Source organism: Bradyrhizobium cosmicum (genome assembly GCF_007290395.2).
In the GTDB taxonomy this organism is placed as follows: Bacteria; Pseudomonadota; Alphaproteobacteria; order Rhizobiales; family Xanthobacteraceae; genus Bradyrhizobium; species Bradyrhizobium cosmicum.
In genome coordinates this window covers 4283364-4306059 of record NZ_CP041656.2, presented here as the reverse complement: position 1 = coordinate 4306059, position 22696 = coordinate 4283364, and the positions used below count along the sequence as shown (strand labels likewise).

Sequence of the window (22696 nt, the reverse complement as noted above, 5' to 3'; positions counted from 1 at the left end):
TTCAGGTGGTTCATTGCATGCCGGTCAGGCCGGACGTGCTGGACCCCGACGAGGTCGCCAGCGTGCGCAAGCCGATCTGGAACATGAACGCATGGCTCAGCACGGGCGGAGTCGTGCCCGCGGAGTAGCTATACGAAGTTACGTAGTTGGCCGCCAGCACGAAGCAATCGTCGACATAGCCGGCCCCGAGCACATACTGGTTGATCTTGTTGGCCTCGAGGTCCCAGCGCGCCGAGCCGGTTACCACCCAATTGGTCGCGACCTTCAGCGAGCCTGACGTCAGGATGCCCTCGCGGCGCGTCAGATAGCCAAGCTCCGGCTGCGGCGCGTAATTGCCGTACATCATGCTGACCGACCAGCGATTGAAATTCGCGCGGCCTTCCGCCTCGAAGCGCTGCACGTTCCAGGTCTGCTCGTCCATGCGGGAGCGAACGCTGAACGTGTAGGTGCTGTTGGGCGAGTAGCTGGCGCTCGCCACGTAATCGGAACGCGGCTTGTCGAGGCCGGAATCGAGGCCCGTGTTGATGGAGTCCTTCACCGCAAAGGAGTTCATGCCGAACAGCTGGTAGGACTGTCCGAACAACACCTTGACGGCGCCGCCCTTGTCGAACTGCGTGGTGGACTGCACGCCGACATTGGCGCGGCCGCCGCCCTCGACGCGGTCGTAGCCGGAGAACTTGTCGACGCTGAACAGGTTCGAGGCGTCGAACACCATGCTCTGGGCGTCCTCGTTGGGAAGCTTGCCGGCATAGGTTTCGTTCGGCCGGATGATGATCTGCGCTATCGGCTCGATGGTGGTGGAGCCCCAGGGTTGGACGTTGATGAAAGGATAGCGGTATTCGAGGCCGACGGTCGGCATCAGGCGGAATGCCTGGGTGTCACCGGCGGGGAAGTAGTTCGACACGCCGGGCTGATTGGAGATCGAGGCGTTGATCGCGTCAGCGCGGAGACTGGCGAACGGGGTCCAGATCTGGCCGAGCGGGTCGGTGAAGGATTTGCGCCACTGTGCTTCCGCCGTCAGACGGGTGTAGGTGCCGGGGACGCCGCGCAGCAGGCACTGCGATGGCGTTCGGGCGAGCGGATCGGCCGACGCCGTCGTGCACAGGCTGTTGGTGTTGGCGATCGTCGTGATCGGATCGAACACCGCGGCATCACGCGACAGGTTGACGAAATTGGTCTTGTAGCTGAACTCGCCGCCGAACACCGGATAGTTGAGCACGTTCGAATAGTCGATCACGGGGTAGACGATCGGAACCTGGCTCTGATTGCCCGAATAGCTCAGCCAGTACATCGTGCGCGCGTCGAAGAAGCTGCGATTGCCGACACCGGTCAGATAAAGCTGCGACAATGCGTCGGTCGGCAGATACAGGAACGAACCGAGCGGATCGCGGTACTGCGCCAGGCGGTAGTCCGAGAAGAAGTAGTAGTCGGACATGACTACGCCGTCCCAGCCCCAGACCCATTTGTCGTTCAGCGCGAACTGGCCCTTGGTATCGACCGCGCCACGGAACTGGCGGTCGCCGGGCTGGCCTGCGAGGGCGCCGGGATCGAGCTGGTCGATGCCGTAGACCCGGACCTGGTAAGCGCCGTCCATCAGGCGCTGGCGGTACTCGGCCTGGAACAGCACGCCCTGTCTGGAGGTGATGCGCGGGTTGAAGGTCATGTCCATGTCGGGCGCGATCGCCCAATAGAACGGGACTTCGACGCCGTAGCCGAAGGGCGTGTTCGACGTGAAGCCCGGCATCAGGAAGCCGGTCTTGCGCTTCACGGTCGGGTCAGGCGTCGAGAAGTAGGGCATGTAGGCGATCGGCACGCCGAAGAACTCAAGCTGCGCCGTCTCGAAATACAGCATCTTCTCCTGCTGGTCGTGGATGATGCGCGCACCCTTGACCTGCCACAGCGGCGGCTTCTTCGGATCGTCCTTGCACGGCGCGCAGGCCGTGTAGACGCCGTTCTCGAACACCGTGTAGCTGCCGTTGGAGCGGTCGGAGCGGCTCGCGGCCATGCGGGTCTGGTCGGCCGTGTCCACGCGCAGCGAATCGACGAAGCCGTCGCGGTAGTCGTCGCTGAGATCCAGGATCTCGGCATAGGTGATCTTGCCGTCGGCATCCGTCATGCGGATGTTGCCTTCGGCATGCAGGCGCTTGGTCTTCTGGTCGTAGATGACCTTGTCGGCCTCGACGCTGGTGCCGTTGTAGAACAGCTGGACGTTGCCGACCGCGGAGACGCGCGAATTGTTGTAGTCGTAGTCGACCTCGGTCGCCTGCACCAGCATCTGGTTGTCGTTGGGGACCTTTTGCGGCTTCGGACGCGGCGGCAGCGGATTGTAGGTGAACCCCTGGGCGGAGGCGGGGGCCACGACGGCTGCATCCATCAGCCCGCCGAGCGAGGCCACGGCGGCAATGGCGAGCAAGAGCCTGCGCACGGACAAGCCGCACCCGTTCGCGCGCACCAACGTGCGGCGCGTCAAACGAGACACGGGCCCTCGATGGACGGCAGTCACTAACCGTCCTCCTGATACAACAAGGCCAAAAAGCCGGTGAGGCCGCCCACCACCACGGGCAACCACGCCGCAGCGATCGGATGCATCAACTCAGCCTTGCTCAAGTCTTCAGTCACTTTCGACAAAACGTAGAGCAGAAAGCCTGCGCCCACGCCACTCAAAACCATCTTCTGTACGCCGCCCATCCGGAAGAAGCGCAACGACACGGAGGCCGCCAGCATCACCATGGCGGCAAGCAAAAACGGCTGCGCCAACAGCTTGTGATACTGGAGTCGATAGCCGGCTGTCGCGAAGCCCGAGCTTTCGGAGGAGCGGATGTAGCTCGGTAGTTGCCAAAAAGACACAGTCTCCGGTGTGGAAAAGCTGTTGCGAATCTGGGCCTCGGTCAGCGTCGTCGGAATCTCCAGCGTGGCCTGGTCGATGGGCGGCTGGTCCAGCGAGAAGCGGCGCACCGACTTGAACAGCCAATGGCCGGACTCGAGCGTCGCCTCGCGCGCCTCGATTCGCTCCTTGAAGTGTTGCTCCGTGTCAAAACGGAACAGCGTGAGGCCGGTGAGCCGCACGCCCTGTTGCTCGCTGCGCGCCGCATTGATGATGGTCTGGCCGTCGCTCGTCACCTGGTTCAGCCAGAAGCCGGACGCATCCTGGATTCCGCCGCCGGGCGCGGAACCAAACAGCTCGGCTTCCATGCGTTTGGAGAGTTCGCGCAGATTCGCCGACATCGGATTGTAGGCGACGGTGGCGATCACCCCGATCAGCAGCGCGCTGCCGAGCGCCGGCGAGATGAACTGCCAGGCGGAGATGCCGGCGGCGCGCGCGACCACGAGCTCGAGCCGGCGGGAGAGCGCGAGATAGCAGGTCATGGCGCCGATCAGCATGCAGAACGGCGTCAGCTTCTCGAGCAGCTGTGGCACCCGGAACAGCGAGGTCTCGGCCACCATGAGCGCGGAGGCGGATGCAAGGCCCGAGGTCTTGCGCACCATCTCGATGTAATCGACCAGCACCAGCAGCAGGAAGATGCTCGCGAACACGCCGAGCGCCGCGACGACGAAGCGCCCGGCGAAATAGCGCCCGAGTGTGTTGGTGAGCATGCTCATGCGGCGACCGGCCGTCTGAACAGCCGTGCGATGCGCGCGTTCGACCTGTTGATGGCCTCCATCAGGCCGGCAGGCGGCTCGACCACGACGCCGCCGATGATCATCCACAGCCCGACGCCGATGGCGCCAATGACCATCGCGTATTGGACCAGCACCGGGGCCGCCGACTTCACCGCCATCACCGAACAGGCAAACCCCGCCATGCGCAGTCCGAACACGGCGATGATGGAGCCGCCGATCGAGAAGTTGCGGCTCTGGCGGGTGGTGCGCGGTGCGCCGAGGAACGCGAAGGTCAGCACGGCAAAGGCGAAGGGATAGATCGGCGCCAACAGGCTGTCATGCAGGGCCGAGCGGAATTGCCCGGGAATCTGCTTGTAAACCGGATCGTCCTCGGACGGCGAGAACAGCTCCCAGAGGTAACGCTCGCGGATGCCGAGGGTGACGTCGCGGCCCTGGCCCGAGAACTTCGACATGTCGAAGCCGTAGCGGCCGAACGCCACCAGCGCCGGATCGCGCTTGCCGGCCTCGAAGCGCTGCAGATTGCCGTCCTTCAGGACCAGGAAAGAGCCGGTCTCGTTCTTAACGACCTCGCCTTGCTCGGCGACGATCGAGACGCGCTCGTTGGGGTCGCGGCGATCGTCGATGAAGATGCCGGCGAGGATGCCGCCGGGCTGGCGCTCGCGGATCCGGATCGTGAGGTTCTTGTCGAGCTGGGCGAAGCGGCCGGGCTGCAGGATGTTGGTGAGCACGTCGGCCGTGATCTCGGCATCCCACTGCTTGATCCGCCGCATCCCGTCGGGAGCAAGATAGGCCGCAATGAAGGCCACCAGCAGGGCGACCACGCAGGTGGCGTAGAAGAACGGATAGAACAGCCGGAACGGCGAGAAGCCGGCGGCATTCATCACGATGATCTCGGAGTCGGTCGCGAGCTTGTTCAGCGTATGCGAGATCGCGATCATCAGCGCGATCGGCGAGATGATCAGGACCAGCGCAGGCACGACGAGGCTGGTGATGCCGAGGAAGGTGAGGATGGTCTGACCCTGGCTGGTCATCAGGTCGATGCCGCGCAACGCCTGCGTAATCCAGATCACGCCGGTGAGGCTGATCAGGACCAGCGCAAACGACGCCAGCGTCGTGCGGAAGATGTACCTATCGATCGACCCCATGCGCTACCGCACGAATCCCCACCAGAGCCCCAACATTCGTCCCGGAATTTCCGGCTGTCCGACCCATCCCGGAAGGGATCCCCAGGGTCGCGCAGCCATCTCGTCCACAGGCTTACACTCTCACTACCATCCCTTTGATCCGTCAACAAAATGGCTGCCCCGTGGCGCCATCATTATATGGTTAATATTTCCCTCATTGTGGCTCGGCGGCCACGGGGGTGCTTGGCATCTGCCGGGCCGGTGGCCCATAGTGGGGAAAGTCCAGTGAATCGCCGTTCAGCTCCGGCCCGTGGCCGGGACTGCCGATCGGCAAAAGTCCTATGATTTTGAGGAGTTACCCATGTCCGATGCCATCAAGGTCGGCTTTGTCCCGCTGTCATCAGCCGCCCGTGGCATTCTGGTGGTGTTCTGTGACGAGGGCTTGAAGCTGGGGCCGGCGACGGTCAAGGCGCTGGGCGGCGCTGGCGAACTGGTGAAGCGGGCGGCTTCCGCCGCCGGCTTCAAAGGCAAAAGCGGCGCAGCCCTCGACATCCTAGCGCCGGAGGGGGTGAAAGCCACCCGCCTGATCGTCATCGGCGCCGGCAAGGCGGCAGGCCTGAAGGCCAACGACTTTCTCAAATTCGGCGGCGTGGCGGCGGGCAAGCTCTCGCCCAGTGCCGCCGCCATGACCATCCTGGCGGAACTGCCCGATGGCGCCATGACCAGCGAGCAAACGGTCGCGATCGCCGCGGGCCTGCGGCTGCGCGCCTACAAGTTCGACCGCTACAAGACCAAGAAGAAGGAGGGCGAGGAGGGCGGCCTGCGCGCCGATATCTCGCTTGCGGTGGGGGACGTCACCGCCGCGAAGAAGGCGTTTGCCTCGGCGGGCGCTGTCGTCGACGGCGTGATCATCGCGCGCGACCTCGTCAACGAGCCGCCGAACGTGCTTTTCCCCGAGGAATTCGCGCGCCGCGCCAGCCAGCTCCGCAAGCTCGGCGTCAAGGTCGAGGTGCTCGACGTCAAGGCGATGGACAAGCTCGGCATGGGCGCGCTGCTCGGCGTCGGCCAGGGCTCGTCGCGGCCGAGCCGCACCGTGATCATGCGCTGGGATGGCGGCAGGAAGGGCGAGGCGCCGGTCGCCTTCGTCGGCAAGGGCGTCTGCTTCGACACCGGCGGCATCTCGATCAAGCCGGCCGGCAGCATGGAAGACATGAAGGGCGACATGGGCGGCGCCGCCTGCGTCGTCGGCCTGATGCACGCGCTCGCCGCGCGCAAGGCCAAGGCCAACGTGGTCGGCGCCATCGGCCTCGTCGAGAACATGCCCGACGGCAATGCGCAGCGCCCAGGCGACATCGTCACCTCGATGTCGGGCCAGACCATCGAGATCATCAACACCGACGCGGAAGGCCGTCTCGTGCTGGCCGACGTGCTCTGGTACGTCGCCAAGAAGACCAAGCCGAAATTCATGGTGGATCTGGCGACGCTTACCGGCGCGATCATGGTCGCGCTCGGCACCGAGCATGCCGGCATGTTCTCCAACAATGACGAGCTAGCCGAACGCCTGCTGACGGCCGGCGTCGAGGTCGGCGAGAAGGTCTGGCGCATGCCGCTCGGTCCCGAATACGACAAGCTGATCGATTCCCAATTCGCCGACATGAAGAATACCGGCGGCCGCCACGGCGGCTCGATCACCGCGGCGCAGTTCCTGCAGCGTTTCGTGGACGGCACGCCGTGGGCGCATCTCGACATCGCCGGCACCGCCATGGGCGCGCCGAAGACCGACATCAACCAGAGCTGGGGAAGCGGCTATGGCGTCCGTCTGCTTGATCGACTGGTCGCAGATCACTACGAGCGCAAATGATCCAAGATGACTGAAGTGCTGTTCTATCATCTGCAAAACATGACGGTGGAGAACGTGTTGCCGCCGCTTCTCGAGAAATCGCTCGAGCGCGGCTGGCGCGTCGTGGTGCAGGCGACCTCGCCGGAGCGCGCCGATGCGCTGGATGCGCATTTATGGACCTATCGCGACGATTCCTTCCTGCCTCACGCGACATGGCGCGTGAACGACGTCGCCGATCAGCCGATCGTGCTGGCGGTCGAGGAGGACAATCCCAACGGCGCCAATGTCCGCTTCCTGGTCGACGGGGCGGCGCTGCCGCAGGACGCGCCGAGCTATGAGCGCATGGTGCTGCTGTTCAACGGCGACGATCCGGATGCGCTCGCGCTCGCCCGCAGCGCCTGGACGGATTGCAAGGCGCGGGGATTTGATGTCACTTATTGGCAGGCCGACGAACGGGGCCGGTGGCAACGCCGGAATTAGCGGCCGTTCGCAATTAATGATAATTTGCACTTTTGGGGCGATGATGGTTTTTGTCACCTTCGTGCCGCAAAGTGATGTTGGTACAATCGCTTAGGGCTGGTCCTTGACGCGGGGAATTTAGTTTATCGTGCGACATCAAAAGCTTCCCAGGTCGCTCATAGTTGCGTTGGCTGCCGTAGCACCGCTGGTCGCGGGCTGCTCGGGGACCGATCTGCTGTCCAAGGACGCGCAATGGTTCAACACGCCGAGCCGCCTGTTCATCAAGAGCATCTCGATCGAATCGCCGCCGCTGACCCCCGACAAGCCGGTGACGGCGGAGGATATGGTCAGCGCTGACGGGGCCTGTCCGGGCATGGCATCGCCACCCGGACCGGCCGATGCCAATGCCTCGACGACGGCACCGGCACCGATGGGAGGCACCGTCGCGCTCGGCCACACCGAATGCGATGTGGTCCGCGGCATCGGCGCGCCTTCGACCGTCAACCTCTCCAGCGATGCCGCAGGACGCCGCGTCGCCGTGGTGACCTGGAACACCGGCCCGCGCGCCGGCATCTACACCTTCACGTCCGGCCGCCTGTCCTCGATCGAGGGCACGCCGGAGGCGCCGGCCATGCCGAAGACGGCCAAGCCGAAGCCGAAGAAGAAGTCGGCGTAAGGCGAGGGTGCGGGACGGTTATGGCCGTCCCTTCATTGCATCTTCGAACGACATGATCTGACCGCTCGGTCCGCGACACGCGAGAACAGCATCAGCTGTCATTAGCCGGCCTTGCGTCCCTTGATCGCCGTCGCCCACGCGTGAACCGTGATCTCTCCGGTCGCGCTTGCCGGAAGCCTGTCCTGAAGCCGGCGTTTCAGTTCCGCGGTCTCCGCATCCGACAGCTTTCCCACGACCGCGCTCGGGCTGCTCACGACCATGGACAGCCAGTAATCGTCGAAGTCGGCGAAGGTGCGTTCGACGACGAGCTCTCGTGTCTCGATATCGCGGATACCGAGTTCGGCCCAGAGCGCCTTCAGGGCTGCGAAGCGCGAGACCTCCGCGCTGGGCGGGCGCGCCGACGGCTTGCCCATCGCGTCTATCTCCTCCCACACAGGCTGCGGCGGCGTGCCGCCGCGCATGACGTCCCAGGTGTAGGACGCGACAATGCCGCCGGGCTTGGTGACACGGAGCATTTCCGAGACGCCCTTGCGCGGATCAGGCACGAAGAACAGCACCAGCGCCATCACCGCAACGTCGAAGCGGTTGGGCTCGTAGGGAAGGGCCATCGCATCGCCGATCGACAGCTCGACCTGACTTGCCGGGAGCTTTTGGCGGGCGGTCTCGATCTGTGCGTTCGAGGGATCGATCGCGCAGACCGATGCAGGAGCGGACTTGGCAAGAATGAGCTCGGTGAACGCGCCGTTGCCGGCACCGACATCCACCCAGGCCTGTCCGGTGCCCGGCGCCAGCCAGTCGAGAAACAGAGCCCCGGCCGATCGGCTCCAGGGTGCCATGAAGCGCTCATAGGCCGCGCCGTCGGTGAATTTGATCGGTTCGGGTGACGACATCGCACATCTCCCTGAAAAGAACTGATCCAGATATCCTTTGGGCGGAAAAGGCCCGTTCGTGTTTCCTAGCATGGTGGCGCGCCGCCACGAACAGGTCATCAACCTGAAGGCGGCCTGGAACTGGGCAGGAGACCTCTTCGAACTGTTTCGCCAGATCGAACGTGTGGATGCCATTGAGGGCAAACTCCCTCGCCAGCATCTCGCGCATAGGCGAGAGGAGGCCGCCGTAATCCGTGACGCGTCCGTCGGTCATCACGTGCACGCCGCGGTCCTTCGCCTGTTCGATGATGTTGCGGACCTGCCAGGTTGAAATGCGATGGGTATTTGCAATCTCCCTGAGGTGCGGGAGTTCCCGCACCAGACAGACGCGATCATGATCGGGATGGCGATACTTCTGTCGATATCGTTTTCCTGATGGCCCTGCGGCGGGGGATGCGCTCATATGGCGTCAGAAAAAAATGGAGGAAATCATGCGACTCATCGCCCTCGTGTCGGCTCTGCTCTTGCCGCTTGGCCAGGCTGTCGCCCAGGACTATCCGACGAGGCCCATCACGATGCTGGTGCCGTTCGCCGCCGGCGGGCCGACGGACACCATCGCGCGCCTGACCGCGGCAGGCATGGGGAAATCTCTGGGGCAGCAGATCGTCGTCGAGAACGCGACGGGGGCTGGCGGCACCATCGGCTCGACCCGCGCCTCGCGCGCCCAACCGGACGGCTACACGCTGCTCATCCATCATGTCGGCATCTCGACCGCCGCCACGCTGTACCGCAACCTCAGCTATGACACCAAGACGGCGTTTGCACCGATCGGGCTTGTGACCAACGCGCCGATGACCATCATCGCGCGTTCCGATTTCCCGGCCGACACGCTGAAGGAACTGGTCGCCTATGCCCAGCAGCAGGGCGACAAGCTGACTTACGCCAATGCCGGGTTGGGCGCGGCATCGCACCTCTGCGGCATGCTGTTCATGACGGCGATCCAGAAGCAGCTCACCACGGTACCCTATAAGGGCAACGGTCCGATCATGAACGATCTTCTCGGCAAGCAGATCGATCTCACCTGCGACCAGGCGACGAACACAACCGGGCCGATCACGGCCAAGCAGGTCAAGGCCTACGCGATCACCACCAAGGAGCGCCTGAAGAGCCTGCCCGATCTGCCGACGGCCGATGAAGCCGGTCTCAAGGGGTTCGAGCTCGGCGTCTGGCACGGCATCTATGCGCCCAAGGGTACGCCGCCCGCGGTCGTCCAGAAGCTGACGGCGGCGCTTCAGGCGGCCCTCAGGGATCCCGTGCTGATCGCCCGGTTCAACGACATCAATACGGAGCCGGTCCCTCAGGACAAGGCGACGCCCGAGGCGCTTGGGGCAATGCTGGTTAGCGAGGTCGACCGCTGGGCTCCGATCATCAAGGCGGCCGGACAGTATGCCGACTGAATCTAGCCCGCCGTCTCATCCTGCTGCGTGCTCGCCTCGAGCCATTGCTCCTCGGCGCGCGCGAGCGCGTTCGCCGCGTTGGCGCGCGCCTTCGACAGTTGCGCGGCCTGCTTGGGATCGCGGGTGAAGATGTCGGGCAGCGACAGCGCGGTGTCGATCTTGGCGATGATGTCGCTGACGCGGGCGATCTCGTTCTCGGCTTCCGCGATGCGCTTCTTCAGCGAGCCGCGATTGTCCGACTTCGGACGCTGCGGCTTCTCAGCTGCGGTGCTGCGCTCGCGCGGGGCCGGCTCGCCGTTGCGCGACGACAGCACCAGGCGGCGGTACTCGTCGAGGTCGCCGTCGTAATTGGTCACGGTGCGGTCGGCGACGATCCAGAGCTGATCGGCGCAGGCCTCGATCAGATAGCGGTCATGCGAGACCATGATCACCGCGCCGGGGAATTCGTTGATGGCTTCGGCAAGCGCGGCGCGGCTGTCGATGTCGAGATGGTTGGTCGGCTCGTCCAGGATGATCATGTTGGGGCCGAAGAAGGTCGCGAGCCCCAGCAGCAGCCGCGCCTTCTCGCCGCCCGACAGTTTGGCAACCTTGGTGTCGGCCGCCTTGCCCGAGAAGCCGATCGCGCCGGCGCGCGCCCGCACCTTCGCCTCGGGCGCATCGCCCATCAGTTTGCGGACGTGGTCGTAGGTCGAGGCATCCTCGTTCAGTTCGTCGAGCTGGTGCTGGGCGAAATAGGCAATCGAGAGCTTGTCGGCGCGTGTCACCTTGCCGGAGAACGGCGCGAGCCGTCCGGCGAGCAGCTTGACCAGCGTCGATTTGCCGTTGCCGTTGGCGCCCAGCAGCGCGATGCGATCGTCATTGTCGATGCGGAGCGTAACGCGGCTCAGCACAGGCGCTGCCGGATCGTAGCCGACCGAGGCGTTGTCGACGGCGATGATCGGCGGCGACAGGATCTTCTCCGGCGCCGGGAAGGTGATCTCGCGCACGTCCTGGGTCACCAGCGCATTGATCGGCTTGAGGCGCTCCAGCATTTTGACGCGGGATTGAGCCTGGCGCGCCTTCGAGGCTTTGGCCTTGAAGCGGTCGACGAAAGCTTGCAGGCGAGCCCGCTCGGCCTCCTGGCGCTTGACCGCCTTGGCATCCAGCAGTTCGCGTGTGGCGCGCTGCTCCTCGAAGGACGAGTAGGTGCCCTTGTAGAGCGTGAGTTTGCTGCGCTCCAGATGCAGGATCTGGTCGACCGAACTCTCCAGCAGGTCGCGGTCATGGCTGATCACGATCACCGTGCGCGGATAATGCGCGAGGTGATCCTCCAGCCACAACGCGCCTTCGAGATCGAGATAGTTGGTGGGCTCGTCGAGCAGCAACAGGTCGGGGGCCGCGAACAGCGTCGCCGCGAGCGCGACGCGCATGCGCCACCCGCCGGAGAACTCGGCGCAAGGGCGCAGCTGGTCGCCGGCGGAGAAGCCGAGACCGGACAGGATCGCGGCGGCGCGGCTCGGCGCCGAATGCGCGTCGATGTCGACCAGCCGCGTCTGGATCTCCGCGATCCGGTGCGGGTCGGTCGCGCTTTCGGCTTCGTGAAGCAGCGCGTCGCGCTCGAGATCGGCCTTGAGCACGACGGAGATCAGGCTTTCGGGGCCGTTCGGTGCCTCCTGTGCGAGGCTGCCGACACGCCAGCGCGGCGGCAGGGTCACTGTGCCGTGCTCGGCCGAAAGCTCACCCCGGATCACCTTGAACAGCGTCGACTTGCCGGTGCCGTTGCGTCCGACCATGCCGACGCGCGATCCGGGCGTGATCTGCACGGAACTCTGGTCAATCAGAAGGCGTCCGGCGAGGCGGATGGAGAGGTCGGTGATAGAAAGCATGCGGCGTTGTCACCGCAGCGGGGAACAAACGCAACCCGTTTTTCCGTGTGTGTGCCGCTCAATGGGTCGCAAGTCAGTGCGAATCGCGATCCCGTTTCTTCAACTGGTCGAGGAGCTGCTCGAGATGGGTCGGGAGCCGGGGGTCGGGGCGCAGGCGCTGCTGCAGCCGTTCGCCCACGGCATCACAAATCGATCGGCTGGTGCGCCGGTCGATCTGTTCGCTGTCATTGGCATAAAGGCTGGGCATCGCCTGGTTCCGTGTTTGCAAGGTAATGACACGGTATCAAGTCATTGGCCCCCAAAATGGTTTCGCCCTTGGTGGGGAATGCCCGGCATTCTCGTCAAAATTGCATGAACGCGTCGTATCGGCCCAAATACAAAGCCCCGGCGCAGGGGAACGCCGGGGCCTTGCTTGGAAGGCACCTTGGGGCAAAGGTACCTCTGGAAGGTATTTTAGAAAGGTGCTGTCAGGCTCAGTAGCAGCGGTTGATCATCCGCCAGCGCGGTCCCCAGGGGGTCGGGACCAGCCGGCGCACATAGCAGCCGCCATAACCGTAGGAGACGACCGGACCGCGGCCGTAGAAGCGCGGGCCGCCAAAGCCGTAGTGGTGGCCCCAACCGCCGCCATGCCAGCCGCCGCCGTGCCAGTGAGCGGAGGCGGAGGTCGGCGCCAGCGCGGCGCCCAGCGCGAGCGCGGCAACGGCGACAAGCGAAAGTTTCCTCAACATGGTGATCTCCTCAGAACTGCCGGCGCGAGGCTATCGCGTCGATGGAAAGGCCTTCGAAACGGTCTGCTTCGGGAAGAGGCTTTGGTTTCGATAGGTCCAACCCTACGCCCTCGAGGCTGAACCAAGTCCTGAACGGAGCCTTCAGATTGGGTTCATCTGGGTGAAATCTCGGTAATCCACGCCTGGGTTCGGGGGCAGCCTGCGGCGAAGGGCCTGTGAGAGCCGTTTCTGGCCTCGCTTGCCGTATCGCGGCAGCGCCGATATAAGCCCGGCAACTCCGAACCACCGCTTTCTTCTCAAGGACAACATTATGGCCATCGAACGCACTTTCTCGATCATCAAGCCCGATGCGACCGCGCGTAACCTGACCGGTGCGGTCAACGCCGTAATCGAAAAGGCGGGCCTGCGCATCGTCGCGCAGAAGCGCATCCGCATGACCAAGGAACAGGCCGAGACCTTCTATGCCGTCCACAAGGCCCGCCCGTTCTTCGGCGAACTCGTCGAGTTCATGACCTCGGGCCCGGTGGTGGTGCAGGTCCTCGAAGGCGAGAACGCCGTCGCCAAGTATCGCGACGCGATGGGTGCGACCGATCCGTCCAAGGCGGCCGAGGGCACCATCCGCAAGCTCTACGCAAAGTCGATCGGCGAGAATTCCGCTCACGGCTCGGATGCGCCGGAGACCGCCGCGATCGAGATCGCGCAGTTCTTCTCGGGCAACGAGATCGTCGGCTGATTGATCAGCCGGCAGGTTAGGGCGACGCGGCGAAAGGACTCATTGTGAATTGGCTCTGGCAGATCTTCGATCCCGCTACGATCGGGGCATTCTTCACCCAGTTCCGCAATGAGATGGCCGAACCGACCTTCTGGATCGCGGTCGGCAAGATCATCTGGATCAACATCCTGCTCTCCGGCGACAACGCGCTGGTGATCGCGCTCGCCTGCCGCGGCCTCAAGCCGCGGCATCGGCTGTGGGGCATGATCTTCGGTGCCGGCGCAGCCGTGCTGCTGCGGATCATCTTCACCGGCATCGTCGCGAGCCTGATGGAGCTGCCATATCTCAAGCTCGTCGGCGGTCTCGCGCTGATCGTGATCGCGGCGAAGCTGCTGGTGCCGGAGAACGAGGACGAGGACGACGTCGAGTCGGCTTCGCATCTGTGGCAGGCGGTGCAGATCGTCGTCGTCGCCGACATCGTCATGAGTCTCGACAACGTCATCGCGGTCGCGGCCGCCGCCAATGGTAGTGTGCCGCTCTTGATCCTCGGTCTCGCCATCAGCGTTCCCCTGATCGTCGCCGGTGCGGCGCTGATCATGGCGCTGCTCGCGAAGCTGCCGGTCCTGGTGTGGGCCGGTGCGGCGCTGCTCGGCTGGGTCGCCGGCGAGGTGATCGCGACCGACCCCGGCATCGAGCCGAGACTGCACACGGTGTTCGCAGGTCCCGTCGGGGCGTCGCTGGACTCGGTGCTGGCCATGCTGCGGATCCCGCCGCAATTTGCCCACGCCGGACCCGCTGCCGAATATCTCTGCGCGGCCCTCGGCGTCGTCGTTGTGCTGGTCGTCGGCACCATCTGGCGCCGGCGCAGCCTGAGCCAGGCCGCGCTCGAATCCTCTGAGCGCCACGCCAAGGCGTCGGCGGAGTAATCTCTGGCCCACTGCGGCACGTCCCCACGGTTGCTATCCAAGGCTGCGGCGTTGGGTGGATAGAGACTCGCGCGCGGGCGCGCGCGATGTCCCCATGATTAGACTTTGTCTTATTCTAAACTACTGAAAATAAAAGCATTTTCGTTGACGCGGTGCGCGTTGCCACCGCACATCCTTCCGGTCGTCATTGTTTCAAACCGGAAGCTGCTGCCAGATGCCGCCGAGAGTTATTTGCCGTTCTGTTGCTACTCTAGCCTCCACCGTCGAAGCACTTTCGAAGTTCTCCAGGCCGACGGCTTTCGCGGTCTCTGCGTTCTCCATCGCTTTGTTCAGTGTCGATCTCCTGCACTCCGCCAACGCGCAAAACGCCGTACCGGAGGCCGACCGGGGAAAAACGTTGCCTGCGGTGACCGTCACTGCAGAGGTGCCGAAGCAGCGCGCTCGTCCACGTTCCAATCCGGGTCGAAGGGCGGCCCGCGGAAGCTTGCCCGCAAGTGAGCGAAGCAACTTGCAGGCGGGAGCCGTTCCCACTGCTCCGAAGCCGAGCGCACTGCCGCCGTCCTATGCCGGTGGTCAGATGGCCCGCGGAGGACGGGTTGGTCTGCTGGGCAACAAGGATTTCATGGACACGCCGTTCAACATGACCAGTTACACGGCGAAGAAGATCGAGGATCAACAGGCGACAACGGTCGCCGACGTCGTCAGCAACGATCCTTCGGTCCGCTTCACGGCTCAGACCGGCGGTCTGTTCGATTCCTTCTTCATCCGCGGCTTTCCGATCGGCGAAGGGAATGTCGGAGAAATTGCCTTCAACGGCGTCTATGGCGTTGCACCGAATTATCGCGTGTTCACCGATTACATCGAACGGATCGAGATCATCAAAGGCCCGACCGCGTTGCTTTACGGCATGGCGCCGAACAGCAGCGTCGGCGGTACGATCAACATCGTTCCGAAGCGTGCCTCGGATGTCGATCTCACACGGGTTACCACCGACTACGCGACGAACTCCCAACTCGGCACCCACGTGGATGTGAGTCGACGCTTCGGCGAGAAGCGTGAATTCGGCATTCGCGTCAATGGCAGCTATCACAATGGCGATACGCCGCTGGACAACCAGAGCCGGGAGGCGCATGTCGGCGCCGCGGCGTTCGATTATCGCGGCGAGAAATTCAGAGCCTCGCTCGACTTCATCGATCAGGAAGAAAGGTTCGACGCGCCGACGAGGCCGTTTCTGGTCGCAACGGGCGTCGCTGTCCCGACCGCTCCGGCGGGTACGCGCAATGTCACGCAGGCCTGGGAGTGGTCCAAGGTTCACGACAACTCGCTGCTCGCGCGCGCCGAATACGATGTAACGGATGCCGTGACGGTGTTCGCCGACGCCGGTGGAGGAAGGACGCAGGTCGATCGCCTGTTTGGCACGCCGACGATCCTGAATTCGGCTGGCGACACCACGTCGACACCTGGACACTTCAAGTTCGATATCGACCGGAATGTAGGCGACGCCGGTGTGCGCGCCCGGTTTGAAACCGCCGCGATCAGTCACGCCGTGAGCTTCCAGGGCAGTTACTACGCCGACCAGATATCACGAGGTAGCGTTTCGGGGACGCCGGTTTTGTCCAACATCTACGCACCGATCGCCCGTCCCGAGCAGATCGTTCCGGCTCCCGCGACTGTCCCCAAGCTTTCGGATACCGAATTGACCGGCCTTGCGCTGGCCGACACCTTGTCGGTTTTCGAGGAGCGGCTTCAGCTGACCGTTGGCTTGCGGCAACAGGGCGTGAAGTCGAACAATTTCAACACCACCACCGGCGCCGTCACCGCCTCCTACGACCAAACGGCGTTCACGCCGATGGTCGGCCTGGTCGTCAAGCCGTGGAGCCACGTTTCTTTGTACGCGAACTACATCGAAGGTCTCAGCAAAGGCGACGTCGCGCCGACCACGGCGAACAATTCCGGAGAGGTCCTCGCGCCGTATCTCAGCAAGCAGAAGGAAGCAGGTGCCAAGATCGATTTCGGCATGCTGGCCGCCACGATCAGCATATTCGAGATCACCAAGCCGTCGGGACAGCTGGGTTCCGACAAGGTGTACCGGGCCGACGCCGAACAGCGCAATCGCGGCGTGGAGCTCGCCTTGTTCGGAGAAGTGCAGCCGGGCATTCGGATCATTGGCGGCGTGACGCTGATCGACCCCGAGCTGACAAAGTCGAGCACGCCATCCAATCTCGGCAAGACGCCGATCGGTGTACCTCAGGTGCAAGCCAACTTGTCCGCCGAATGGGACACCCCGTTCGCGCCCGGACTGACGCTGGTCGCAAACACCGTCTATACCGGGTACCAATATCTGGATGCGGCAAACACGCAGGTCGTTCCGGCCTGGACGAGGCTCGACCTCGGTGCCCGCTACAACACGCGCATCAACAACCGCCCGGTCACGATCCGTGCGCTGGTCCAGAACGTGTTCGACAACAACTATTGGTCGGGCGTGGCGAGCTTCTCCGGCCTGTCGCAAGGTGCCCCGCGAACACTGCTGCTGTCGATGACAACGGACTTCTGAGGGTAGCGGTTCTTGCGGGCTTCGTGCCGCCGGAGCCAGCCACGGCGAAATGGCCAAGCGCCACGGATGCTCTGAATGCACGAGACGATCGGGGCACCACGACAAGCAGGCTCTGCGCCGGCTCGTTCCAGAATGCTGCCTGGACACGTGCGGCGCTGGCTCCTGTGGGGTCACCGGTGGTTCGGATTGATCGGCGGCATCCTGTTGGTGCTGATCGGCATCACCGGCAGCTTCATTGTCTTCTACCGGGAAATCGATGCCGCCCTGAATCCGGCGCTATACACCCCAGCTGGCCCGCAACAGACGGTGACCTTGAGCGAGGTGATGCGCATCGCCGCAGCCGCGGATTCCGCACCGATCTCAACAATCCTGGCTCCGGATCGAACCTGGCCGGTCTGGGTCGTGATCCATACCCATGAAACCCAGCGAGGCCGCTTCCCAAATCGTTGGACGACCATGGTCGATCCTTCGAATGGGAAGCTGCTTGGGCGGCGTGATTACGTCAACGCGTTTGCCCTCAAGGTTTATCGGCTCCACTACACACTGCTGCTCTACGAGTGGTGGGGCAAGGAACTGGTCGGAGTCGTCGGGTTCTTGATGCTTGGGTTGGCTATGTCAGGCCTGGTTCTGTGGTGGCCGAGGCCGGGCCGGTTCTGGCGATCGGTCTCGGTGCGCAAGAACGTTTCGCTGCTGCGATTCGTTTTGGATCTGCATAGCGCGGCCGGCTTCTGGGCGCTGTTCGCGCTCCTGATGATCTCAATCACTGGTATCGGGATCATTTTTCCCGATGTGGTGCGTCCCATCGTTGGCCTTCTCTCGCAACCGACACCCGATCCTTCGCCGCAGGTGGAAACGCCGCCTCCCGCAGGGACGCCGCTGCTCTCACCTGATGCGATGATGCGAAGTGCGCAAGCGGCCAAGCCGGGCAGGACGGTCGCGATGCTGAATCCGCCGACAGAAGCGCGCAACACGTGGCGCGTGCAGTTCCGGGCCAAGGGCGCAGATCCAGCGGTGCGTGCGCGCGGTGCGATCTGGCTCGATCCTTGGACCGGCTCGGTAGTGCTCGACCGCGCTTCGGGCAGCATGTCGATGGGTGATCGCTATCTGGCCGAACAGCTCTGGCTCCATAACGGTGCGGCGTTCGGACTCCCGGGACGCGTGCTGGTGTTCATAGCCGGCTTCGCGCCTATCGCCCTGTTCATCAGCGGCGTGATGATGTGGCTCAAAAGGCGGTCCGGCGGAACGAGGACCGATCGGCTGGTCACCGCCGGACGATCGAGCCCGCGCGCCCGATCAGGCGGGCGAGCTGCTTGAAGCGGCTGCCGACGCGGTCGGCGACGAGGTCGCCGAGCCGGTGCTCGAACACCAGCATCAGATCGCGGCCCCGATTGCGGAAATGCGTGGCGGGCAGCACGCCCGGGCGTGCCGCCGAAATCAGGTGCGCGACGCGGAACGCCGCACCCAGCAGACGGGCGCGTTCGAGCTGGGCCGGCGTCAGCAATTCCTGCGTCGTCAGCGGCGGCTGGTTTTCCTCGCTCAGGCCCGCATAGCGGTAGAACACGGACAGGCCGACGAAGGCGCGCTCGGTGTGGGTGATCGCGCCGAAATTGCCGTTGACGACCAGGCTCAGCGTCTGCTCGCCGCGATGATCGGGATGCACGCGCCAGCCGATGTCGGAGAGAAGGCACGCCGCGTGGCGCAGCCTTCGGTCCTCGTCGGTCTCGCGCAGCTTCACCACGCGCACGAGGCGATCGGTCCAGGCAATCAGCTCGCGGGCGTGCTTGGCCGAGCGCGACAGCAACTGGTTCAGCTCTTCCGCCGCGCAGATCAAACCGTCCTTGTTGCGCTCGGTCTCGGTCAGCTTCTCGTGCAGCAGGCCCTCGCGCACGCCGAAGGTCGAGAACACGATGGTCTTCGGTTTCGCGACCCGGATGATGTGTTCGAGCACCAGCGCAGCATAGGTGAGGAGCGGGCGGCGTGCGTCGGCGACGACCTCGATGTCGGCGAGCATGCCGGTGGCCGCAAGGCGGCGGAGACGGCGCGAGAAGTCGAGCGCCTCGGCAGCCGAAATCGAGTAGCCGTGCATCACCTGGAGCGGATAGCCGCTCTGGAGGATGTGGATGCGCGCGAGCGCGCGCCAGGTGCCGCCGACGGCGTAGAAGGTGCGACCGTGGCCCGCGGTGAGCTGCGGCAGCTCGTCGAGCTCCTCGCGCACGATCCGGTCGGCGCGCTTGAGCGATTTGTGCGCGAGGTCCTGCAGCGCGAGGCCGCCGAGCGGCAGCGTCACGCCGCTGCGCACGCTGTTCCTGCGCACGTCGATCAGCTCGAGCGAGCCGCCGCCGAGATCGCCGACGATGCCGTCGGGGTGATGGATGCCGGAGATGACGCCGAGCGCCGACAGTCGCGCCTCGCGCGGGCCCGACAGGATCTCGATCTTCACGGCGCAGATGCGCTCGGCTTTGGCGATGAAGTCCGGGCCGTTGGAGGCGTCGCGGCAGGCCGCGGTGGCAATCGCGAACACGCGCCCGACCTGCATTACCCGGCACAGCGCGCGGAAGCGCTTCAGCGAGGTCAGCGCCTTGTCGACGGCGTCGGGCGCGAGCAGGCCGGTGCTCTGCACCTCGCGCCCGAGGCCGCACAGCGTCTTCTCGTTGAAGATCGGTATGAGGCTCCGCGCCAGTCCCTCGTAGACCACGAGACGGACCGAGTTGGAACCGATATCGATGACGGCGACGCTCGATCCGCGCTTGCGCGGCCGCTTCACGTCAGCGATCCCGGATCAGGATTGATGACGTTCATTACGGCGCGTGAGACGACGCGGCGATGATTCCTTGAGCGACTTTCCACGGCCAGACAGACTCGGATTTGTCATGAAGTAGTTGTGGACGTTGAAAGGCTCTTCGCCCTTCGCGGCCTTCATACGCGTTGAGGACCCGTCCGGCAACAATTGCCAGCTCTGCTCATTGTCCTTGAGATTCGCGACCATGATCTGTTCGAGAACCTGCTGATGCACCGTGGGATTTTGCAGCGGACACAGCACCTCGACGCGGCGGTCGAGGTTGCGCGGCATCATGTCGGCCGAGGAGATATACACAGCCGCTTTGGCGCCTGGCAGGCCCTGGCCCATGCCGAAGCAGTAGATTCGGCCGTGTTCCAGGAAGCGTCCGATGATCGACTTGACGCGGATGTTCTCCGACAGGCCCGGAATGCCGGGCCTGAGGCAACAGATGCCGCGCACCACGAGCTCGACCTGAACGCCGGCCTGCGAGGCCTCGTAGAGCGCGTCGATGATGTCGGGGTCGACCAGCGCATTCATCTTCATCCAGACCGCGCCCGGACGGCCGTGCTTGGCGTGTGCGGTCTCGCCCTGGATGTGCTCGATGATACGCTTGCGCAAGGTCAGCGGCGACACCGCCATCTTTTCGAGGTCGCTGGGCGCGGCATAGCCGGTGATGAAGTTGAACACGCGCGCGGCGTCGCGGCCGATGGTCGGGTCCGAGGTAAAATATGAGAGGTCGGTGTAGATGCGCGCGGTCACCGGGTGGTAATTGCCGGTGCCGGTGTGGACGTAGGTCGTGAGGCTGCCGCCCTCGCGGCGCACCACCATCGAGAGCTTGGCGTGCGTCTTCAATTCGAGGAAGCCGTAGACGACCTGCACGCCGGCGCGTTCGAGGTCGCGCGCCCAGCGGATGTTGGCCTCCTCGTCGAAGCGCGCTTTCAGCTCGATCAGCGCGGTGACGGACTTGCCGGCTTCGGCGGCCTCCGCGAGTGTGCGCACGATCGGCGAGTTGTTGGAGGTGCGGTAGAGCGTCTGCTTGATCGCGACGACGTCGGGGTCGCGCGCGGCCTGCTGCAGGAACTGCACCACCACGTCGAAGGATTCGTAGGGGTGATGGACGACGAGGTCCTTCTGCCGGATCGCGGCAAAGATGTCGCCGCCATGCTCGCGCACGCGCTCGGGATGGCGTGGCACGTAAGGGGTGAATTCGAGGTCGGGGCGGTCGAGGCGGGTGAGCTGCGAGAGCTCGTTCATCGCGAGCACGCCGTCGACCAGGAACACCTCGTCGTCGGCCGTCGAGAGCGCATGCTGGACGAAGTTGCGCAGCTGCTCCGGCATCTTGGCGTCGATCTCGAGCCGGATCACCGAGCCTCGTCGGCGGCGCTTGAGCGCGGTCTCGAACAGGCGGACGAGGTCCTCGGCCTCTTCCTCGATTTCGAGCTCGGAGTCGCGGATGATGCGGAAGGCGCCCAGGCCGTGGAGATTATAGCCGGGGAACAGCCGGTTGATGAAGAGGCCCGTCGCCTGCTCCAGCGAGATCAGGCGCACCTTGCCCTCCGTCGGCAGACGGATGAAGCGGTCGATCTTGCCGGGCATGCGGATCAGCGCGTTCATCTGTCTGCCGTCAGCGGCGCGCTTCAGCTGCAGCGCGATGGTGAAGCCGAGGCTCGGAATGAACGGGAAGGGGTGGGCCGGGTCGATCGCGAGCGGCGTCAGCAGCGGGAACACGTTGTTGAGGAAGTAGTCCTCGATCCAGCTCCGCTCCGCCTTGGTGACGTCCTTGCCGTCGACCAGGATGATGCCGACATCGGCCAGCGTGCCGCGCAGGTCGGCCCAGATCGCCTGCTGGTCGGAGGCAAGCTGCGAGACGGTTCGGTTGATCAGCGCGAGCTGCTCGGACGGGCTCAGGCCGTCAGGGGCGCGTTCGGCAATGCCCTCGCGGATCTGAGCCTTGATGCCGGCGACGCGAACCATGAAGAACTCGTCGAGGTTATTCGCTGAAATCGACAGGAACCGCACCCGCTCCAGCACGGGATGGCTGGGATTGACCGATTCCTCGAGGACTCGGCGGTTGAAATGCAGCCAGGACAGCTCGCGATTGATGAATCGCTCAGGGCTCGACGCGATCGCCGGCAGGCTCTCGGTCTCCGTAGCTTTTTCTTTGTTTTCAACAGTTTGCGCGGAGTCCATGAGAAGTCGGTCCATCCAGTTCGCCCCAATTTGCGACCACATGCGCAAAACCGGCGGGAGCATGTGTTAGTCCGATGACGTTTCGATGACATTGATGTTCCGCCGCTGCGCCGCGTCAAGCGGTCATAGGTCGGGCGACCAGGTCAGGCGTCCCGGAGCAGCTCGGCGGCCAGCGCCCTTGTGACGGGGCGGCCGAGCCGCAGGGCCTCGCTGTCGAGCAGTTCCACGGCCCGCCGGGCGGCCGCCGAGGATCGCTCCAGGCGGGTGGCGAGGTAGCTGACCACGCTCTCGTCCACGGCGAGCTGGCGATCGGCGCAGAATTTGACGATCAGGCCGCGGAAAAGCTGGTCATCGGGCGGCAGCAGCGAGATGACAGGCACCGCGCGCAGCCGCGAGCGCAGGTCGCGCAGCTCGATCTGCAGCGATGACGGCACTTCGCGTCCGGTGAGCAGGACATAGGCGTCGTCCTCGCGGGCGAGGTTCATCAGGTGAAACAAGGCGCGCTCGTCGAACGCCCCGGCCTTGAGATCCTCGACCACCAGTGCGCCGGTGGCGAGCGCGCCCGGAACGGCTTCGGCGGTCAGCCCGTCGGCTGCGGTCGAGCGGGCACCGGAATCCTCGGCCCAGATCGCGGCGAGATGGCTCTTGCCGCTCCCTTCCGGGCCGGCCAGCCACATGATCCGGTTCGGCCATTCGGGCCAGGCGTCGACGAGGGCAAGACCGGCGGCGTTGGCCGGGCCTTCGAGGAAATTGTCCCGGCTGAGGCTCTCCGCATGCGGAAGCGAGAACGCCAATTGTCGGGGGTGAACGCGGCCTGCCACGCTTGCTGTGCTCCGTGCCGGCGCGCCGGCTTGGTTTGAAAGGGGTCGAGGTATCGAGCGGGAGTTGGCCTTTTG

At 64.5% G+C, this 22696-nt stretch carries 19 protein-coding genes; 8 read left to right on the top strand and 11 right to left on the bottom strand.

Features of this window, described 5'->3' with window-relative positions; all coding sequences use genetic code 11:
* Positions 1-10: 10 nt before the first annotated feature.
* From FNV92_RS20760 to lptF, 3 genes are read right to left on the bottom strand one after another with little or no spacing between them, the layout of a single operon-like run.
* A complete protein-coding gene (locus FNV92_RS20760; protein WP_168213621.1) occupies positions 11-2503 on the bottom strand; it encodes an LPS-assembly protein LptD in 2493 nt (830 codons plus the stop codon).
* Positions 2503-3600, bottom strand: coding sequence for an LPS export ABC transporter permease LptG (gene lptG / locus FNV92_RS20755; RefSeq protein ID WP_015686635.1), 1098 nt, complete (start codon positions 3598-3600; stop codon positions 2503-2505). The genes FNV92_RS20760 and lptG overlap by 1 nt, the downstream gene beginning before the upstream one ends.
* Positions 3597-4766, bottom strand: a complete 1170-nt coding sequence (gene lptF / locus FNV92_RS20750; RefSeq protein ID WP_143844776.1) for an LPS export ABC transporter permease LptF — start codon at positions 4764-4766, stop codon at positions 3597-3599. The genes lptG and lptF overlap by 4 nt, the downstream gene beginning before the upstream one ends.
* A 340-nt stretch (positions 4767-5106) precedes the next feature.
* On the opposite strand from lptF, the gene FNV92_RS20745 reads away from it, so the two are divergent.
* The 3 genes from FNV92_RS20745 to FNV92_RS20735 all read left to right on the top strand — a co-directional run bounded on the left by FNV92_RS20745 (position 5107) and on the right by FNV92_RS20735 (position 7720).
* A complete protein-coding gene (locus tag FNV92_RS20745; RefSeq protein WP_015686633.1) occupies positions 5107-6606 on the top strand; it encodes a leucyl aminopeptidase in 1500 nt (499 codons plus the stop codon).
* A 6-nt stretch (positions 6607-6612) separates the two neighbouring features.
* On the top strand, positions 6613-7065 hold the full coding sequence (locus FNV92_RS20740; RefSeq protein ID WP_143844778.1) for a DNA polymerase III subunit chi: 453 nt from the start codon (positions 6613-6615) through the stop codon (positions 7063-7065).
* A 166-nt stretch (positions 7066-7231) separates the two neighbouring features.
* The gene (locus FNV92_RS20735; RefSeq protein ID WP_186355483.1) at positions 7232-7720 is read left to right on the top strand and encodes a hypothetical protein; all 489 of its coding nucleotides are present in this window, start codon (positions 7232-7234) and stop codon (positions 7718-7720) included.
* Positions 7721-7821: 101 nt separating this feature from the next.
* Here FNV92_RS20735 and FNV92_RS20730 read toward each other — a convergent pair whose 3' ends face one another.
* Both FNV92_RS20730 and FNV92_RS20725 read right to left on the bottom strand, forming a co-directional pair.
* Positions 7822-8610, bottom strand: a complete 789-nt coding sequence (locus tag FNV92_RS20730; RefSeq protein ID WP_143844780.1) for a class I SAM-dependent methyltransferase — start codon at positions 8608-8610, stop codon at positions 7822-7824.
* A complete protein-coding gene (locus FNV92_RS20725; protein ID WP_143844781.1) occupies positions 8564-9052 on the bottom strand; it encodes a hypothetical protein in 489 nt (162 codons plus the stop codon). Before FNV92_RS20725 ends, FNV92_RS20730 begins: the two co-directional genes overlap by 47 nt.
* 28 nt (positions 9053-9080) lie before the next feature.
* On the opposite strand from FNV92_RS20725, the gene FNV92_RS20720 reads away from it, so the two are divergent.
* Positions 9081-10046: a tripartite tricarboxylate transporter substrate binding protein BugD gene (locus FNV92_RS20720; protein WP_015686628.1), complete on the top strand. Its 966-nt coding sequence runs from the start codon at positions 9081-9083 to the stop codon at positions 10044-10046.
* A gap of 2 nt (positions 10047-10048) precedes the next feature.
* On the opposite strand, the gene FNV92_RS20715 is transcribed toward FNV92_RS20720, so the two are convergent.
* From FNV92_RS20715 to FNV92_RS20705, 3 genes are all read right to left on the bottom strand, one after another.
* Positions 10049-11911, bottom strand: a complete 1863-nt coding sequence (locus FNV92_RS20715; RefSeq protein ID WP_143844782.1) for an ABC-F family ATP-binding cassette domain-containing protein — start codon at positions 11909-11911, stop codon at positions 10049-10051.
* A gap of 73 nt (positions 11912-11984) precedes the next feature.
* Positions 11985-12158 carry a hypothetical protein gene (locus tag FNV92_RS20710; protein WP_168213622.1) on the bottom strand — a complete coding sequence of 58 codons (174 nt, stop codon included), beginning with the start codon at positions 12156-12158 and terminating at the stop codon, positions 11985-11987.
* A gap of 226 nt (positions 12159-12384) precedes the next feature.
* Positions 12385-12639 (bottom strand): sulfur globule protein precursor, encoded by a 255-nt coding sequence (locus FNV92_RS20705; protein ID WP_143844783.1) that lies wholly within the window; start codon positions 12637-12639, stop codon positions 12385-12387.
* 310 nt (positions 12640-12949) lie between these two features.
* On the opposite strand from FNV92_RS20705, the gene ndk reads away from it, so the two are divergent.
* The 4 genes from ndk (at position 12950) to FNV92_RS20685 (ending at position 18145) form a co-directional block, all read left to right on the top strand.
* Complete coding sequence (gene ndk, locus FNV92_RS20700; protein ID WP_011086893.1) at positions 12950-13372, top strand: nucleoside-diphosphate kinase; 423 nt, start codon at positions 12950-12952, stop codon at positions 13370-13372.
* A 44-nt stretch (positions 13373-13416) separates the two neighbouring features.
* Positions 13417-14277, top strand: a complete 861-nt coding sequence (locus tag FNV92_RS20695; RefSeq protein ID WP_143844784.1) for a TerC family protein — start codon at positions 13417-13419, stop codon at positions 14275-14277.
* A gap of 577 nt (positions 14278-14854) precedes the next feature.
* Complete coding sequence (locus tag FNV92_RS20690; RefSeq protein WP_143846251.1) at positions 14855-16831, top strand: TonB-dependent receptor; 1977 nt, start codon at positions 14855-14857, stop codon at positions 16829-16831.
* 75 nt (positions 16832-16906) lie between these two features.
* On the top strand, positions 16907-18145 hold the full coding sequence (locus FNV92_RS20685; RefSeq protein WP_244623661.1) for a PepSY-associated TM helix domain-containing protein: 1239 nt from the start codon (positions 16907-16909) through the stop codon (positions 18143-18145).
* Here the strand turns inward: FNV92_RS20685 and ppx are convergent.
* From ppx to FNV92_RS20670, 3 genes are all read right to left on the bottom strand, one after another.
* Positions 18093-19595: an exopolyphosphatase gene (ppx, locus tag FNV92_RS20680; RefSeq protein ID WP_143844785.1), complete on the bottom strand. Its 1503-nt coding sequence runs from the start codon at positions 19593-19595 to the stop codon at positions 18093-18095. The two genes, FNV92_RS20685 and ppx, sit on opposite strands and share 53 nt — an antisense overlap.
* A gap of 15 nt (positions 19596-19610) precedes the next feature.
* Positions 19611-21800, bottom strand: a complete 2190-nt coding sequence (locus tag FNV92_RS20675; protein ID WP_015686620.1) for an RNA degradosome polyphosphate kinase — start codon at positions 21798-21800, stop codon at positions 19611-19613.
* A gap of 143 nt (positions 21801-21943) precedes the next feature.
* Positions 21944-22621, bottom strand: coding sequence for a P-loop NTPase family protein (locus tag FNV92_RS20670; RefSeq protein WP_143844786.1), 678 nt, complete (start codon positions 22619-22621; stop codon positions 21944-21946).
* Positions 22622-22696: the final 75 nt, after the last annotated feature.

Excerpts from the sequence above, each read along its gene's own strand:
- lptG (WP_015686635.1), bottom strand. The coding sequence starts at position 3,600 with ATGAGCATGCTCACCAACACACTCGGGCGCTATTTCGCCGGGCGCTTC.
- lptF (WP_143844776.1), bottom strand. The coding sequence starts at position 4,766 with ATGGGGTCGATCGATAGGTACATCTTCCGCACGACGCTGGCGTCGTTT.
- FNV92_RS20745 (WP_015686633.1), top strand. The coding sequence starts at position 5,107 with ATGTCCGATGCCATCAAGGTCGGCTTTGTCCCGCTGTCATCAGCCGCC.
- FNV92_RS20740 (WP_143844778.1), top strand. The coding sequence starts at position 6,613 with ATGACTGAAGTGCTGTTCTATCATCTGCAAAACATGACGGTGGAGAAC.
- FNV92_RS20730 (WP_143844780.1), bottom strand. The coding sequence starts at position 8,610 with ATGTCGTCACCCGAACCGATCAAATTCACCGACGGCGCGGCCTATGAG.
- FNV92_RS20725 (WP_143844781.1), bottom strand. The coding sequence starts at position 9,052 with ATGAGCGCATCCCCCGCCGCAGGGCCATCAGGAAAACGATATCGACAG.
- FNV92_RS20720 (WP_015686628.1), top strand. The coding sequence starts at position 9,081 with ATGCGACTCATCGCCCTCGTGTCGGCTCTGCTCTTGCCGCTTGGCCAG.
- FNV92_RS20715 (WP_143844782.1), bottom strand. The coding sequence starts at position 11,911 with ATGCTTTCTATCACCGACCTCTCCATCCGCCTCGCCGGACGCCTTCTG.
- FNV92_RS20710 (WP_168213622.1), bottom strand. The coding sequence starts at position 12,158 with ATGCCCAGCCTTTATGCCAATGACAGCGAACAGATCGACCGGCGCACC.
- FNV92_RS20705 (WP_143844783.1), bottom strand. The coding sequence starts at position 12,639 with ATGTTGAGGAAACTTTCGCTTGTCGCCGTTGCCGCGCTCGCGCTGGGC.
- ndk (WP_011086893.1), top strand. The coding sequence starts at position 12,950 with ATGGCCATCGAACGCACTTTCTCGATCATCAAGCCCGATGCGACCGCG.
- FNV92_RS20690 (WP_143846251.1), top strand. The coding sequence starts at position 14,855 with ATGGCCCGCGGAGGACGGGTTGGTCTGCTGGGCAACAAGGATTTCATG.
- FNV92_RS20685 (WP_244623661.1), top strand. The coding sequence starts at position 16,907 with ATGCACGAGACGATCGGGGCACCACGACAAGCAGGCTCTGCGCCGGCT.
- FNV92_RS20675 (WP_015686620.1), bottom strand. The coding sequence starts at position 21,800 with ATGGACTCCGCGCAAACTGTTGAAAACAAAGAAAAAGCTACGGAGACC.